The 16059-nt window shown below is 70.6% G+C and carries 15 protein-coding genes; 14 read left to right on the top strand and 1 reads right to left on the bottom strand.

Translation table 11 applies throughout. From position 1 onward, the window contains the following. The first annotated feature begins 178 nt into the window (after positions 1 to 178). A complete protein-coding gene (rpsD, locus tag ACGFZW_RS18615; protein ID WP_393894217.1) occupies positions 179 to 790 on the top strand; it encodes a 30S ribosomal protein S4 in 612 nt (203 codons plus the stop codon). A 31-nt stretch (positions 791 to 821) separates the two neighbouring features. Here rpsD and ACGFZW_RS18610 read toward each other — a convergent pair whose 3' ends face one another. Next, entirely contained in the window at positions 822 to 3014 is a 2193-nt protein-coding gene (locus ACGFZW_RS18610) for an ATP-binding protein (RefSeq protein WP_393894216.1), read from the bottom strand. A 181-nt stretch (positions 3015 to 3195) separates the two neighbouring features. Between ACGFZW_RS18610 and ACGFZW_RS18605 the strand changes: the two genes are divergently transcribed. The 13 genes from ACGFZW_RS18605 (at position 3196) to efp (ending at position 16058) form a co-directional block, all read left to right on the top strand. After that, on the top strand, positions 3196 to 3627 hold the full coding sequence (locus ACGFZW_RS18605; protein ID WP_393894215.1) for a DUF948 domain-containing protein: 432 nt from the start codon (positions 3196 to 3198) through the stop codon (positions 3625 to 3627). An 8-nt stretch (positions 3628 to 3635) separates the two neighbouring features. Beyond that, positions 3636 to 3983 (top strand): DUF6167 family protein, encoded by a 348-nt coding sequence (locus tag ACGFZW_RS18600; protein ID WP_393894214.1) that lies wholly within the window; start codon positions 3636 to 3638, stop codon positions 3981 to 3983. Then, positions 3983 to 6652, top strand: coding sequence for an alanine--tRNA ligase (alaS, locus tag ACGFZW_RS18595; RefSeq protein ID WP_393894213.1), 2670 nt, complete (start codon positions 3983 to 3985; stop codon positions 6650 to 6652). The genes ACGFZW_RS18600 and alaS overlap by 1 nt, the downstream gene beginning before the upstream one ends. A 14-nt stretch (positions 6653 to 6666) precedes the next feature. Beyond that, positions 6667 to 7131 carry a Holliday junction resolvase RuvX gene (gene ruvX / locus ACGFZW_RS18590; protein WP_393894516.1) on the top strand — a complete coding sequence of 155 codons (465 nt, stop codon included), beginning with the start codon at positions 6667 to 6669 and terminating at the stop codon, positions 7129 to 7131. A gap of 128 nt (positions 7132 to 7259) precedes the next feature. Further along, complete coding sequence (gene mltG, locus ACGFZW_RS18585; protein WP_393894212.1) at positions 7260 to 8882, top strand: endolytic transglycosylase MltG; 1623 nt, start codon at positions 7260 to 7262, stop codon at positions 8880 to 8882. Further along, entirely contained in the window at positions 8879 to 9706 is an 828-nt protein-coding gene (locus tag ACGFZW_RS18580) for a shikimate dehydrogenase (RefSeq protein ID WP_393894211.1), read from the top strand. Before mltG ends, ACGFZW_RS18580 begins: the two co-directional genes overlap by 4 nt. Before the next feature lie 141 nt (positions 9707 to 9847). Continuing rightward, entirely contained in the window at positions 9848 to 11032 is a 1185-nt protein-coding gene (aroC, locus tag ACGFZW_RS18575) for a chorismate synthase (protein ID WP_393894210.1), read from the top strand. After that, a complete protein-coding gene (locus ACGFZW_RS18570; protein ID WP_393894209.1) occupies positions 11029 to 11586 on the top strand; it encodes a shikimate kinase in 558 nt (185 codons plus the stop codon). The genes aroC and ACGFZW_RS18570 overlap by 4 nt, the downstream gene beginning before the upstream one ends. Then, a complete protein-coding gene (gene aroB, locus ACGFZW_RS18565; protein WP_393894208.1) occupies positions 11583 to 12674 on the top strand; it encodes a 3-dehydroquinate synthase in 1092 nt (363 codons plus the stop codon). Before ACGFZW_RS18570 ends, aroB begins: the two co-directional genes overlap by 4 nt. Continuing rightward, positions 12671 to 13111, top strand: coding sequence for a type II 3-dehydroquinate dehydratase (aroQ, locus tag ACGFZW_RS18560; protein WP_393894207.1), 441 nt, complete (start codon positions 12671 to 12673; stop codon positions 13109 to 13111). Before aroB ends, aroQ begins: the two co-directional genes overlap by 4 nt. 242 nt (positions 13112 to 13353) lie before the next feature. Beyond that, on the top strand, positions 13354 to 14247 hold the full coding sequence (locus ACGFZW_RS18555) for a Pro-rich N-terminal domain-containing protein (protein WP_393894206.1): 894 nt from the start codon (positions 13354 to 13356) through the stop codon (positions 14245 to 14247). A 72-nt stretch (positions 14248 to 14319) separates the two neighbouring features. Next, positions 14320 to 15426 (top strand): aminopeptidase P family protein, encoded by a 1107-nt coding sequence (locus tag ACGFZW_RS18550; protein ID WP_393894205.1) that lies wholly within the window; start codon positions 14320 to 14322, stop codon positions 15424 to 15426. Positions 15427 to 15491: 65 nt separating this feature from the next. Continuing rightward, positions 15492 to 16058, top strand: a complete 567-nt coding sequence (gene efp / locus ACGFZW_RS18545; protein ID WP_393685949.1) for an elongation factor P — start codon at positions 15492 to 15494, stop codon at positions 16056 to 16058. The last annotated feature ends 1 nt before the right edge of the window (position 16059 follow it).

The raw sequence follows: 16059 nt of genomic DNA, 5'->3' as shown, positions 1-16059 counted from the left end.
TTGGACTCGACGAGGGTTCGTACGCGCTCGGCAGCAGTGGGCTGCTGGGCGTCTTCCACGGGACGCGGCTGACCCGCCTCGGTGCTTTGGGCACTGGGCAGGGGGATCCCAGGTCGAAACATGCGTTCTCCTCGCGGTAAGGTAAGCCTCACCTAACTTACACGGAGGTCCGTTCCACGTGAACCAGTCGCGTCCCAAGGTCAAGAAGTCGCGCGCTCTCGGCATCGCCCTGACGCCGAAGGCCGTCAAGTACTTCGAGGCCCGTCCCTACCCGCCCGGCGAGCACGGCCGTGGCCGCAAGCAGAGCAGTGACTACAAGGTCCGTCTGCTCGAGAAGCAGCGTCTGCGTGCTCAGTACGACATCAGCGAGCGCCAGATGGCGCGTGCCTACGACCGCGCTCGGAAGGTCGAAGGCAAGACCGGCGAAGCGCTGATCATCGAGCTTGAGCGCCGTCTGGACGCGCTCGTCCTGCGGTCGGGCATCGCCCGCACCATCTACCAGGCCCGCCAGATGGTCGTCCACGGCCACATCGCGGTCAACGACCGCAAGGTCGACAAGCCGTCCTTCCGCGTCCGCCCCGGCGACGTCGTGATGGTCCGCGAGCGCAGCCGCGAGAAGCACCCCTTCCAGGTCGCCCGTGAGGGTGGCTACGACACCGACGGTGAGACCCCGCGCTACCTCGAGGTCAACCTGCCGGCTCTGGCGTTCCGTCTCGACCGGGACCCGAACCGCAAGGAGATCCCGGTGATCTGCGACGAGCAGCTCGTCGTCGAGTACTACGCCCGATAAATTCAGGCGCAGTCGCTCAGGCGAACGGCACTCAGCCCGCCGTCTCCCCACCGCTCGCGGAGGGGGAGGCGGCGGGTTCGTTCGTGAAAGAGGCCGTGATGCGCACCGAGCGACGGGGCCCCGGCACCCCCGGTCGGGTACGGCAGAGGATCCTGGCCACCGTCGCATCGAGATCCAGCCGGGCGCCCGCGTCCAGGCAGTCCGCGTAACGCTCGGCGCCCAGCAGGGCCCGTGCCCGCTCCTCGCACAGCGCGTGCGGCTGGTTGTAGTAGCGCGAGCCGAACAGCGGCAGTCCCACCGACGGCCAGATCCGGCCCGCGGCTCCCTGCAGCACCGCGGCCTCCTCCGCGTCCCCCTCGCCGAGGGTCACCAGCGCCAGCAACTCGATCGCCAGCACGGACCCCAGCAGGTCGTGGAAGGTGTGGTCGATGGTCAGGCACTCCTCCAGCAGCGCCCGGGCCCGTCCGCCCTCACCGCGGGTCCACGCCGCGTAGGCCAGGACGAACTGCGCGTACGCCAGCGTCCAGCGCTCGCCGTGGTCGTCGCACACCTGCTGGACTTCCTCGCACAGCTGCACCGCGCCTTCCAGCTCGCCCTGGAACGCCACCGCCATCGCCAGCTCGACCTGCCCCATGAGCACATTGCTGTTGAGTTCGCCGATCTCCCGGTAGCGGTCGAGCGCGTCGCGCAGCAGCGTCTCCGCGCGCGGCATGTCGTCGCAGACCAGCGCCAGGCAGCCGGTGCGGTGCAGGGCGTACGCCGCCGCCGTGGCGTTCCCGGTGCGCTCGGCGTCCTCCCGGCACTCCTGGAGCGCCCCCATCGCGCCCACCGTGTCTCCCTGGAGCACCGCGACGTAGCCGAGCACCCACAGCGCCTTCAGCCGTGCCTCGTCGTGGCCGCTGTGCAGCTCCAGTGCCCGTTCGAGCCAGTGCCGGCCCTCCGAGAGGCGGCCGCAACCCACCCAGTAGAACCACAGGGTGCCCGCTAGGTACTGGCCGAGGTGTGCGTCGAGCTCGCTCTCCAGGCTCTGCTCCAGGGCCACCCGCAGATTGGGCAGCTCCGACTCGATCCGGGCCGCGATCACGGCCTGCCGAGGGCTGAACCAGTCCAGTTCGCACCAGGTGGCCAGGCCCAGGTACCAGTCGCGGTGCCGACGACGCATCCGGTCGGCGTCGGCCGTCGCCTCCAGCCAGTCCGCGCCGTACGCCCGTACGGTGTCCAGCATCCGGTAGCGCACGCCGGTGGCAGTCTCCTCGCGCACCAGCACCGACTGGGCGACCAACTCCCCCAGGACGTCGAGGAGTTCCTCGGTCGGCAGCTCCGGGCCCGAGCAGATGTACTCGGCCGCCTCCAGGTCGAACTGCCCGGCGAAGACCGAGAGCCGGGCCCACAGCAGGCGCTCATCGGCCGTGCACAGCTCATGGCTCCAGCCGATCGCCGTCCGCAGCGCCTGGTGGCGTGGCGGTCCACCGCGGGTGGTGCCGGTCAGCAGCCGGAACCGGTCGTCGAGACGGTGCAGCACCTGTTCCACGGAGAGGGCGCCCAGCCGCCCCGCGGCCAGTTCCAGCGCGAGCGGAATGCCGTCGAGGCGGCGGCAGAGTTCGGTGACCGCGGCCTCGTTGGACGGTCGTACGGCGAAGCCGGTCACGACGCAGGCGGCACGGTCCGCGAAGAGCCCGACCGCGTCGGCGCGGCTCATCGGCCGCACGGGCAGGTTCTCCTCGCCCGCCACTCCCAGCGGGCGTCGGCCGGCGGCGAGTACCCGCAGGCCCGGGGCGCGCCGCAGGAGGGCGGCGACCAGCTCGGCGCACCCGTCCACCAGATGCTCGTATCCGTCGACGACGAGCAGCAGTTCACGGTCCGCGAGATGGTCGAGCAGGGCGGTGCGCGGTGGCCGCCCGGAGTGGTCGGCGACCGCAAGCGCCTCCACGAAGGCGTGCTCCAGCACCCCGGGGTCGCGTACCGCGGACAACTCGACCAGCCACGCCCCGTCGCAGAAGCGATCCTGCAAGATCGCGGCCCCGTGGATGGCGAGGCGCGTTTTTCCGATGCCCCCCAGGCCGGTCAAGGTCACGAGCCGGGCGGCATCCAGCCGCTGCGCCAGCACGGCCAGTTCGTCGTCCCGGCCGACGAAGCGATTGAGTTCCGCGGGCAGATTTCCCGGCGCCCGCACAGGGGCCGGAGCGGGGCGGGAAGGGCGTTCGGGGCGCGTGAAGCGTCGCATGGGACACGGAGCGTACTCGGAGGTGTGCGGACCGTACAATCACTCCTTCCGATTCCCTCTCGGGGCGCGGGGATCGGGGTGCGGACGGACAGTCACGGCGCGATAAGGTCAAGGTTGCCGTTCGAGCGGGCCGGCCGAGCGGGCCGATCCCAGAGCAGACCAGTCGGAGAGTGGTGCCAACGTGTCCGGTGGAGAGGTGGCCGGGATCCTCGTGGCCGTCTTCTGGGCGATCCTCGTGTCGTTCCTCGCCCTTGTGCTGGTGAGGCTCGCGCAGACGCTCAAGGCGACCACCAAGATGGTGGCCGAGGTGTCCGACCAGGCCGTCCCGCTCCTCGCCGACGCGTCCGAGACCGTCCGCTCCGCGCACAGCCAGCTCGCCCGGGTCGACGCCATCGCCGCCGATGTCCAAGAGGTCACCGCCAACGCCTCCGCGCTCTCCTCGACCGTCTCCTCCGCCTTCGGCGGACCGCTGGTCAAGGTCGCCGCGTTCGGCTACGGCGTACGCCGTGCGATCGGCAAGAAGGGCGCACCCGAGCCGCAGCGCACCGTCGTCGGCCGTACCCTGCCCGGCGCCCGCCGCGGCGGGCGCCGCAACCGTCGCTCCAAGGACTGATCACAGCGATGTTCCGCCGCGCATTCTGGTTCACCACCGGCGCCGCCGCCGGCGTCTGGGCCACCAACAAGGTCCACCGCAAGCTGCGCAAGCTGCAGCCCGACAGCCTCGCGGCGCAGGCCGCGGACAAGGCAGTCGAGACCGGCCACCGGCTGCGCCAATTTGCATTGGACGTACGCACGGGAATGGCGGACCGTGAAGAACAGCTGCACGACGCCCTCGGTCTCGGAGAGACGGGTGAGGCGCGCGAGCTGCCCGGACCGCGCTCGCGCGCGGTGCTCGAAACGCAGTACCGAACCACGAGAACAACCGGACCGACCGGGCTCACCGGACCGACTGGAAATGAGGACCACTGATGGAGTCGGCTGAAATCCGCCGCCGCTGGCTGCGCTTCTTCGAGGAGCGCGGGCACACCGTCGTGCCGTCGGCGTCGCTCATCGCGGACGACCCGACGCTGTTGCTCGTCCCCGCGGGCATGGTCCCCTTCAAGCCGTACTTCCTCGGCGAGGTCAAGCCTCCCTTCGACCGGGCCACCAGCGTCCAGAAGTGCGTGCGCACGCCGGACATCGAAGAGGTCGGCAAGACCACCCGGCACGGCACGTTCTTCCAGATGTGCGGCAACTTCTCCTTCGGCGACTACTTCAAGGAAGGCGCCATCAAGTACGCCTGGGAGCTGCTGACCAGCTCGCAGGCCGACGGCGGCTACGGCCTGGACCCGGAGAAGCTCTGGATCACCGTCTACCTCGACGACGACGAGGCCGAGCGCATCTGGCACGAGGTCGTCGGGGTGCCCAAGGAGCGCATCCAGCGCCTCGGCAAGTCGGAGAACTACTGGTCCATGGGCGTCCCCGGCCCCTGTGGCCCGTGTTCCGAGATCAACTACGACCGTGGCCCCGAGTTCGGCGTCGAGGGCGGCCCGGCCGTCAATGACGAGCGGTACGTGGAGATCTGGAACCTGGTCTTCATGCAGTACGAGCGCGGCGCCGGCACGGGCAAGGAGGACTTCGAGATCCTCGGCGACCTGCCCAGCCAGAACATCGACACCGGTCTCGGCCTCGAGCGCCTGGCGATGATCCTGCAGGACGTCCGCAACATGTACGAGACGGACACCCTGCGGGTCGTCATCGACAAGGCCACCGAGCTGACCGGCGTCCGCTACGGCGCCGCGCACGACAGCGATGTCTCACTGCGCGTCGTCGCCGACCACATGCGCACGTCCACGATGCTCATCGGCGACGGCGTCACCCCCGGCAACGAGGGCCGCGGGTACGTCCTGCGCCGCATCATGCGCCGCGCCATCCGCAACATGCGCCTGCTCGGCGCGAGCGGACTGGTCGTCGGCGAGCTGCTGGACGTCGTCATCAAGACCATGGGTCAGCAGTACCCGGAGCTGCTGGAGGACCGCCGCCGCATCGAGACGGTCGCCCTCGCCGAGGAGGCGGCCTTCGTCAAGACGCTGAAGGCCGGCACCAACATCCTCGACACCGCCGTCACCGAGACCAAGGCCTCCGGCGGGACGGTCCTGGCCGGCGACAAGGCGTTCCTGCTCCACGACACCTGGGGCTTCCCGATCGACCTCACCCTCGAAATGGCCGCCGAGCAGGGCCTTTCGGTGGACGAGAACGGCTTCCGCCGCCTGATGAAGGAGCAGCGGGAGCGCGCCAAGGCCGACGCCCAGGCCAAGAAGAGCGGCCACGTCGACCTCTCCGCCTACCGCGCGGTCGCCGACAAGTCCGGCGCCACGGAGTTCACCGGCTACAGCGCCACCGAGGGCGAGTCCAGCATCGTCGGCCTGCTGGTCAACGGCGTCCCGGCGCCCGCCGCCCACGAGGGCGACGACGTCGAGGTCGTCCTGGACCGCACCCCCTTCTACGCCGAGGGCGGCGGCCAGCTCGCCGACACCGGCCGGATCAAGCTGGACTCCGGCGCCGTCGTCGAGGTCCGCGACGTCCAGCAGCCGGTGCCCGGCGTCACGGTCCACAAGGGTGTGGTCCAGGTCGGCGAGGTGGTGCTCGGCTCGGCCGCGTACGCCGCCATCGACATCGCCCGCCGGCGGGCCATCGCCCGTGCCCACAGCGCCACCCACCTCACCCACCAGGCGCTGCGCGACGCCCTCGGGCCGACGGCCGCCCAGGCCGGGTCCGAGAACTCCCCGGGCCGCTTCCGCTTCGACTTCGGCTCGCCGGCCGCCGTGCCCGGCGGGGTCCTCACGGACGTCGAGCAGAAGATCAACGAGGTGCTCTCCCGGGAGCTCGACGTGCATGCCGAGGTCATGAGCATGCAGGACGCCAAGAAGCAGGGCGCCATCGCCGAGTTCGGTGAGAAGTACGGCGACCGCGTCCGCGTGGTCACCATCGGCGACTTCTCCAAGGAGCTGTGCGGCGGCACACACGTCCACAACACCGCCCAGCTGGGTCTGGTGAAGCTGCTCGGCGAGTCCTCCATCGGCTCCGGTGTCCGCCGGGTCGAGGCGCTGGTCGGCGTGGACGCCTACAAGTTCCTGGCCCGTGAGCACACCGTCGTCTCGCAGCTCACCGAGCTGGTCAAGGGCCGCCCGGACGAGCTGCCCGAGAAGATCTCCGGTGTCCTGGCCAAGCTGAAGGACGCCGAGAAGGAGATCGAGAAGTTCCGCGCCGAGAAGGTGCTGCAGGCCGCCGCCGGGCTGGCAGATGGCGCCAAGGACGTACGCGGCGTGGCGCTGGCCGCCGGACAGGTGCCCGACGGCACCTCCGCCGACGACCTGCGCAAGCTCGTGCTCGACGTGCGGGGCCGGATCCCCGGTGACCGCGCCGCGGTCGTGGCCCTCTTCACGGTCGCGAACGGCCGCCCGGTGACGGTCATCGCCACCAACGAGGCCGCCCGCGAGCGCGGCATCAAGGCCGGCGAGCTGGTCCGTACGGCCGCCAAGACGCTCGGCGGAGGCGGCGGCGGCAAGCCGGACGTCGCCCAGGGCGGCGGGCAGAACGCCGCCGCCGTGCCGGAGGCCATCGAGGCCGTCGAGCGCCTCGTCGCCGAGGCGGCCTGAACCACATGAGTTCCATGCGACGTGGCAGGCGCATCGCCGTGGATGTCGGGGACGCCCGCATCGGGGTCGCCTCGTGCGACCCCGACGGGGTCCTCGCCACCCCCGTCGAGACGGTGCCGGGACGTGACGTCCCGGCAGCTCACCGCCGTCTCAAGGCGATCGTCGAGGAGTACGAGCCGCTCGAGGTCGTGGTCGGCCTGCCCCGCTCCCTCAACGGGGGAGAGGGGCCCGCCGCGGCCAAGGTGCGGGCGTTCGCCCAGGAGATGGCGAAGAACGTCGCACCCGTAGGGGTCCGGCTGGTGGATGAGCGTATGTCGACGGTCACAGCGACCCAGGGCCTGCGGGCCTCCGGGGTCAGGAGCAAGAAGGGCCGCTCGGTGGTCGATCAGGCTGCTGCCGTGGTCATCCTGCAGAGCGCGCTGGAGACCGAACGCACCTCGGGGCAGCCCCCGGGCGAGAGCGTCGAAGTGGTCATCTGATCGCGGTACGGTAACGTTCCGCGCGATACGGCGGCGGTTCGAACAGCCGCGCGTGCAAGAAGAGGCGGATCGTTACAGCAGGCGCGCTGCCCGTCAGGAGCGCACCGCCTCTCGGCTCTAGGGGATCGATGACCGAGTATGGCCGGGGCTACGGCTCCGAACCGTGGCATCCCGAAGACCCGCTCTACGGAGAACAGGGGTCCTACGGAAGCCAGGCGCAGGAGCCTCAGTGGGGCGGACAGCAGCCCGACTCCTATCCCCAACAGCAGTACAACGGGGGCTGGGACGGCTCGCAGACCGGTCAGGTGCCGTACGACCCGTACGACCCCTACGGGCAGCAGCCGCCGGTCGATCCCTACAGCGGGGCGAGCCCCGACTACTACGGCACCCAGGACGCGTACCCGCCGCCGCAGCCCCAGCATCTGCGTCAGCAGGCGCCCCAGGAGCAGCAGCAATTCCAACAGCAGTTCCAGCAGCACCAGCAGCCCGAGCCGCACTACACCGACGCTGCCGGTGACGACTGGCGTGCCGAACCCGAGCCGCGAGAGCGCGAACCGGAGCCCGAGCACTCGTTCTTCGCGGGCGACGCCGACGAGGACGACGACCGTCCGGCCGGTCGCCGCGAGGAACGCCGGGCCACCCGCGACCGCCGGGGCAAGAAGAACAAACGCCGCAGCGGAATGGCCTGCCTGGTCATTGCGGGGGTATTCACCGGAATCATCGGAACCGTCGGCTATTTCGGCTACGACTTCTACATGAGCCACTTCGGCTCCGCCCCGGACTTCGAGGGCGAGGGCTCCGGTGCCGTGCAGGTGAACATCCCGGACGGCTCGTACGTCTCGGAAATGGGGCTGATCCTCAAGCGCGAAGGCGTGATCAAGAGCGCTGACGCGTTCACCGAGGCGGCCGGCGAGAACAAAAAGGCGAACAGCCTGCAGGGCGGCGCGTACTCCCTGCGCAAGCAGATGTCGGCAGCCGCTGCCATCGAGCTGATGCTGGACCCCAAGAGCCGTAACGGCCTCACGATCCGTGAGGGGCTGCGCTCGGGATCGGTCTACGAACTCATCGACAAAAAGCTCAAGCTCAAGACCGGCACCACGAAGAAGATCGCCAAGAGCCAGGTCAAGAACCTGGGACTGCCCACGTGGGCCTCCCATTCCGCCAAGCTCAAGGACCCGCTGGAGGGCTTCCTCTATCCCTCGACCTACAGCGTGGGTGAGGACGCGAAGCCGGCCGCGGTCCTGAAGCAGATGGTCGCGCGAGCCAATCAGGTCTACGAGAAGTACGACCTGGAGTCGAATGCGCAAAAGCTCAAGCTCGACTCGCCGATGCAGCTGCTCACGGTCGCCAGCCTCACGCAGGCCGAGGGCAAGTACAAGCACGACTTCGTGAAGGTCGCGACCGTCGTCTACAACCGTCTGAAGCCGGACAACACGGAGACCTACGGTCTGCTCGACTTCGATTCCACGGTGAATTACGCACGGTCCCAGAGCACCCTGGACACCGGGTCAGTCGACGATCTGCGGAATTTCAACGACCCCTACAACACCTACAAGTTCAAGGGGCTGCCGCCCGGCCCGATCGGGAATCCGGGCGAGGAGGCACTGAAGTCGGCCATCAACCCGGCACACGGCAACTGGTATTACTTCGTCTCGATCAATCCGGAAAAGACACTGTTCGCCGAGACGAACGAAGAGCACGAGCGCAACCGCCGTCTCTATGAACAGGAACGCGAGAAGGCCAGCGAATGAGCGCCCCACGCAGAGCCGCGGTCCTCGGATCGCCCATCGCCCACTCCCTCTCCCCGGTGCTGCACCGTGCCGCCTATGACGAACTCGGGCTGAGCGACTGGGAGTACGGCCGTCACGAGGTCGACGAAGCGGGGCTGCCCGCCTTCATGGAGCGACTCGACGCGGGCTGGGCGGGCCTGTCACTGACCATGCCGCTCAAGCGCGCCGTGATTCCGCTGCTCGACGAGATCAGCGAGACCGCGGCCTCCGTGGAGGCGGTCAACACCGTCGTGCGGACCGATGAGGGGCGCATCGTCGGCGACAACACCGACATCCCGGGCATGATCGCCGCGCTGCGCGAGCGCGGCGTGGAGCGGGTCGAACGGGCGGCGATCCTCGGAGCGGGAGCCACCGCCTCCTCGGCGCTCGCCGCGCTCTCGCGGATCTGCACGGGCGAGGTGACCGCGTACGTCCGCAGCGACGCTCGCGCGGCGGAGATGCGCGGCTGGGGCGAGCGGCTGGGAGTCACGGTCCGGACCGCGTCCTGGGAGGACGCCGCGGAGGCGTTCCGGGAGCCGCTGGTCATCGCCACCACGCCGGCCGGCAGCACCGACGCGCTCGCCGCCGCGGTACCGCACGACCCGGGCACCCTCTTCGACGTGCTGTACGAGCCCTGGCCGACCACGCTGGCCACCGCGTGGGCCGCGCACGGCGGCTCGGTGGTCGGTGGTCTGGACCTCCTGGTGCACCAGGCGGTGCTCCAGGTGGAGCTGATGACCGGGCGGACGCCTGCTCCGCTGGCCGCGATGCGCAAGGCCGGAGAGGCCGCGCTCGCGGCGCGCTGACCCGTCGGCCGGCCGGCCCCGTCCGGCGCATCCTCCCGTCCGTGCGAGGTCCGCACCCTGGACTGCACGCCGCCCTCCGCGTGCGACGTGGGAGGATCAGGGGGAGACCGTACGCGGATGAGCAGTACATGAGGAGCACCGTTGAGCAGGTTGCGCTGGCTGACGGCGGGGGAGTCGCACGGCCCCGCATTGGTGGCGACGCTGGAGGGCCTTCCGGCCGGCGTCCCGATCACCACGGAGTTGGTGGCGGATGCGTTGGCCAGGCGGCGGCTGGGGTATGGCCGTGGTGCCCGGATGAAGTTCGAGCGGGACGAGATCACGTTCCTGGGCGGGGTGCGGCACGGCCTGTCGCTGGGTTCGCCGGTGGCGGTCATGGTGGGCAACACCGAGTGGCCCAAGTGGGAGCAGGTCATGGCGGCCGATCCGGTGGATGAGGAGGAGCTGGCCGCGCTCGCGCGTAACGCGCCGCTGACCCGCCCCCGTCCCGGCCACGCCGACCTCGCCGGCATGCAGAAGTACGGCTTCGACGAGGCCCGCCCGATCCTGGAGCGCGCCTCCGCCCGCGAGACCGCGGCGCGGGTGGCGCTGGGCGCGGTGGCGCGTTCCTTCCTCAAGGAGACGGCCGGCATCGAGATCGTCTCGCATGTGGTGGAGCTGGCGGCGGCGAAGGCGCCGTACGGCGTCGTCCCCGAGCCCTCGGACGTGGAGAGGCTGGACGCGGATCCGGTGCGCTGCCTGGACGCGGATGCGAGCAAGGCGATGGTCGCGGAGATCGACCAGGCCCACAAGGACGGCGACACCCTCGGTGGCGTCGTCGAGGTGCTGGCGTACGGCGTGCCGGTCGGGCTGGGCTCGCACGTGCACTGGGACCGTCGTCTGGACGCTCGCCTGGCCGCCGCCCTGATGGGCATCCAGGCCATCAAGGGTGTCGAGGTCGGTGACGGTTTCGATCTGGCGCGGGTGCCGGGCTCCAAGGCACACGACGAGATCGTGTCGACGGACGACGGCATCCGGCGCACCTCCGGCCGCTCCGGTGGCACCGAGGGCGGCCTGACGACGGGTGAACTGCTGCGGGTGCGGGCGGCGATGAAGCCGATCGCGACGGTGCCGCGGGCGCTGGCCACCGTGGACGTGAGCACGGGCGAGGCGACCAAGGCGCACCACCAGCGCTCGGACGTCTGCGCGGTGCCGGCGGCCGGGATCGTGGCCGAGGCCATGGTCGCGCTGGTGCTGGCCGACGCGGTGGTGGAGAAGTTCGGCGGCGACAGCGTCCCCGAGACCCGTCGCAACGTCCGCAGCTACCTCGACAACCTGGCGATCAAGTGACGTCCCCGGTCGCCGTACTGATCGGCCCGCCCGGCGCGGGTAAGTCCACGGTGGGCGCGCTGCTGGCCGAGCGGCTGGGCGTCGCCTACCGGGACACCGACGCGGACATCGTCGCCGCGGCCGGCCGGCCGATCCCGGAGATCTTCATCGACGAGGGTGAGCCGTACTTCCGCGACCTGGAGCGGGAAGCCGTACGCGTCGCCCTGGAGAGCCACACCGGTGTGCTCGCCCTGGGCGGCGGCGCGATCCTCGACACCGGCACCCGCAAGCTGCTTGCGGGCCTCCCGGTGGTCTTCCTGGACGTCCAACTCGCCGATGCCATCAAGCGGGTCGGCCTCGACGCGCCGCGCCCGCTGCTGGCCGTCAACCCGCGCAAACGGTGGCGCGAGCTCATGGAGCACCGCCGCCCGCTGTACACCGAGGTCTCGCGCGCCGTGATCGCCACCGGGGACCGCACCCCCGAGGGGGTCGTCGACGCGATCATGGACGCTTTGGAGCTAGGGCAGGCCACGGGAGACGCCCGGCGGGCCGCCGACAGGGAGGAACAGGCATGACGGAGCAGGCCACCCGTATCCAGGTGGGCGGTACCGCAGGCACCGACCCCTACGAGGTGCTCGTCGGGCGGCAGCTGCTCGGTGAACTGCCGAGCCTGATCGGTGAGAGCGCCCAGCGGGTCGCGGTGCTGCACCCGGAGGCGCTGGCCGCCACGGGCGAGGCGCTGCGCGAGGACCTCGCCTCCCAGGGCTACGAGGCGATCGCCATCCAGCTGCCGAACGCCGAGGAGTCCAAGACCGTCGAGGTCGCGGCGTACTGCTGGAAGGCGCTGGGGCAGACCGGGTTCACCCGCAGCGACGTGATCGTCGGCGTGGGTGGCGGCGCCACCACCGACCTGGCCGGCTTCGTGGCCGCCACCTGGCTGCGCGGGGTGCGCTGGATCGCCGTCCCCACGACGGTCCTGGGCATGGTCGACGCGGCGGTCGGCGGCAAGACCGGCATCAACACCGCCGAGGGCAAGAACCTCGTCGGCGCCTTCCACCCGCCGGCCGGTGTGCTCTGCGACCTGGCCGCCCTCGACTCGCTGCCGGTGCACGACTACGTCTCCGGTCTGGCCGAGGTCATCAAGGCCGGCTTCATCGCCGACCCGGCGATCCTCGACCTGATCGAGTCGGACCCGGAGGCCGCCAAGCGTCCGGACGGCGCACACACCGCCGAGCTGATCGAGCGGGCGATCCGGGTCAAGGCCGAGGTGGTCTCCGCGGACCTCAAGGAATCGGGTCTGCGCGAGATCCTCAACTACGGCCACACGCTGGCGCACGCCATCGAGAAGAACGAGCGCTACAACTGGCGGCACGGCGCGGCCGTCTCGGTCGGCATGGTCTTCGCCGCCGAGCTCGGCCGGATCGCCGGCCGCCTCGACGACGCCACCGCCGACCGGCACCGCTCGGTCCTGGAATCCGTCGGCCTGCCGCTGACCTACCGCGGTGACCAGTGGCCCAAGCTGCTGGAGACCATGAAGGTCGACAAGAAGACCCGCGGTGACCGGCTGCGCTTCATCGTGCTGGACGGTCTCGCCAAGCCGACCGTGCTGGAGGGCCCGGACCCGGCGATGCTGCTGGCCGCACACGCCGAGATCGCCGCGTGAGCCGCCGCGTCCTGGTGCTGAACGGCCCCAATCTGGGCCGGCTCGGCTCCCGTGAGCCCGACGTGTACGGCGCCACCTCGTACGCCGGTCTGGTCGAGCAATGCGCCACGCTCGGCAAGGAGTTGGGGTTCGAGGCGGAGGTCCGCGAGACCAACGACGAGGGCGAGATGATCCGCTGGCTGCACGAAGCCGCCGACGGATCGATTCCGGTCGTCATCAACCCCGGTGCCTTCACGCACTATTCGTACGGCATGCGCGACGCGGCCGCCCAGCGGACCGCGCCGCTCATCGAGGTGCACATCTCCAACCCGTACGCCCGCGAGGAATTCCGCCACACTTCGGTCATCGCTGCGGTCGCCAGCGGTACGGTCGCCGGCTTCGGTATCGGCTCCTACCGCCTCGCGCTGCGGGCGCTGGCGGAGGAACTGAACGGCTGATCCCGCACTCGGGCACTCCCGGCCGTCCCCGGTCGTTCACACCGCGAACGCCGGGGATGGCAGAGTACCGTTCGCAGTAATACCGCCCGTGCCGACGACTGCCGGGCACAACGGCCCCTGAGGGCCGGTCGGTTACCGCACGACACCCCGGGCGGCCCGGCCCGGCGCCCAGGGGCACCCCACCCGGCGTGAGCCGGGGGAGCACCGCACCACGTCGACCGCACGAGACGGAGAGCCACCGGATGCAGTACGCAGTGGGGGCTCCGCTGCCACCGCCCCACCGGCAGGGACCGGGCCATCCGGGACAAGGCGTCAGCATGAACTGGAACCCCCAGCAGGGCGGGCCCGTGCCGCCCGGCCCGCCGCCTTCCCCCTCGCCGCAGCCGGCTCCCGCCGCGCCCCCGGCCCCACCCGCGCCGACCCCGCCCGCCTCCGGGCAGGGCTGGAACGGCTCCGCGCCGCACCAGGCCCCGCCCGCCCCGCACAGCACGGACATCACCGGCCACATCCAGCTGCCGCCGGGCGCCCCCGTACCGCTGCCCAGCCCGCCGACCGACGCCGCCGCCCCGGATGTCGCGAACGCCGCGGTCGCGGTGCTGCTCATCGGCCCGGCGGGCGCGGGCAAGACCAGCGTCGCCCGCCACTGGGCCGACACCCGGCGGGTGCCGACCGCGCACATCAGCCTCGACGACGTCCGTGAATGGGTCCGCTCCGGCTTCGCCGACCCGCAGACCGGCTGGAACGACCACTCCGAGGCGCAGTACCGCCTCGCCCGCCGCACCTGCGGCTTCGCGGCCCGCAACTTCCTCGCCAACGGGATCTCCTGCATCCTTGACGACGCCGTCTTCCCCGACCGGCCCGTCGTCGGACTCGGCGGCTGGAAGCGCCATGTGGGCCCCGGCCTGCTGCCGATCGTGCTGCTCCCCGGACTGGAGATCGTCCTGGAGCGCAATGCCCGACGCAGCGGCAACCGCAGGCTCTCCGACGAAGAGGTGGCCCGTATCCACGGCCGGATGGCCGGTTGGTACGGCTCCGGGCTGCCGATCATCGACAACTCCGCACACGACGTCCCGACGACCGTTCGGGTGCTCGACGACGTCGTCGCCCGCAGCATCGCCAGCCCGCCCAACTGGTAGCCGGAAACCCCGCGTCCCCCGGGCGGCTGCTCTCGACCGGCCGTCCGCGGAGACCCGCCGTAGGCTCGTGATATGTCCGAGTTGTACGCGGTCCGACGCACGCGGCTGCGCGACCGCTGCGCCGCAACCGGAAGTACCGCCGCCCTGATCTCGCGCCCCGCCAACGTCCGCTACCTCACCGGCTGTGCGCCGCCCGGCGCGGCGCTGCTCCTGGGCCCCCAGGAGGACATCCTGCTCTGCGGAACGCCGCTGAGCGGTGACCCCTCCGAAGGCCGGCCGGCCGAGGACGTGCGGGTGAGCGTGCTGCCCACGCGCGGTGGTGACCCCGTCGTGGCCTGCGCCGATCAGGCCGCCAAGGCCGGTGCGGACACCCTGGCGGTGGAGGAGCACCATCTCACCGTCACCCGCCACCGGGCGCTCTCCCAGGTCGCCCCGCGGATGCGACTCGCGGACCTGGCCTGCGCGGTCGAGGCGCAGCGGCTGGTGAAGGACGACGATGAGATCGCCTGTCTGCGGATCGCCGCCGAGATCACCGACCAGGCCCTCGGCGAACTCCTCGAATCGATTCTCGTCGGCAGGACCGAGCGGCATCTCGCCCTGGAGTTGGAGCGCCGGCTGGTGGATCACGGCGCGGACGGCCCGGCCTTTCCCACATCCGTCGCCACCGGCCAGAATTCGGGACGTCCCGGGCACCTGCCCACCGACCGCAGGGTGGAGGAGGGTGACTTCCTGACCGTCGGCCTCGGCGCCAACTACCGCGGCTACCGTTGCGAGATCGGCCGGACCTTCGTCATCGGCACCACCCCGGCCGACTGGCAGATCGAGCTCTACGATCTCGTTTTCGCAGCCCAGCGGGCCGGCCGGGAGGCCCTCGCGCCGGGTGTGGAGTGCCGCGAGGTGGACCGGGTGACGCGTCATGTGCTGGACGCGGCGGGGTACGGTGAGGGCGTCGGGCCGTGGACCGGCCATGGCGTGGGGCTCGAAATCGACGAGGACCCTCAGTTGTCGCCTGCCGCCATGGGTAAACTGGACGCTTGCGTGCCGGTCACCGTCGAACCGGGGGTTCACCTCCCGGGCCGCGGGGGTGTCCGGATCGACGACACACTCGTCGTCCGCCCCGAGGCGGACGGCGGGCCCGAGCTACTCACGATCACGACCAAGGAGCTGCTCGCACTGTGAGCCATACGGTTCATCGCGGCGGCTTTTAGGTACCCACCACCTGCAGTCCAGGAGATTCCGCAACCGTGGCTTCCACGAACGACCTCAAGAACGGCCTGGTGCTCAAGCTCGAAGGGGGCCAGCTCTGGTCCGTCGTCGAGTTCCAGCACGTCAAGCCCGGTAAGGGCCCGGCCTTCGTCCGCACCAAGCTGAAGAACGTGCTCTCCGGCAAGGTGGTGGACAAGACCTTCAACGCCGGTGTGAAGGTCGAGACGGCCACTGTCGACAAGCGCGGGATGCAGTTCTCGTACATGGACGGCGAGTACTTCGTCTTCATGGACATGGACACCTACGACCAGCTGATGGTCGACCGCAAGGCCGTCGGAGACGCCGCGAACTTCCTCCTCGAAGGCTTCGAGGCCGTCGTGGCGCAGCACGAGGGCGAGGTGCTCTACGTCGAGCTGCCGGCCGCCGTCGAGCTCGTCATCCAGCACACCGAGCCCGGCGTTCAGGGCGACCGCTCCACCGGTGGCTCCAAGCCGGCCACGCTGGAGACCGGCTACGAGATCCAGGTGCCGCTCTTCATCACCGAGGGCGAGAAGATCAAGGTCGACACCCGCTCCGGCGAGTACCTCGGTCGGGTGAACAGCTAAC

The organism is Streptomyces sp. NPDC048248, from assembly GCF_043201875.1.
Lineage (GTDB): Bacteria > Actinomycetota > Actinomycetes > Streptomycetales > Streptomycetaceae > Streptomyces.
The sequence above is the reverse complement of the archived record's forward strand: the minus strand, read 5'-3'. Positions and strand labels throughout refer to the sequence as shown.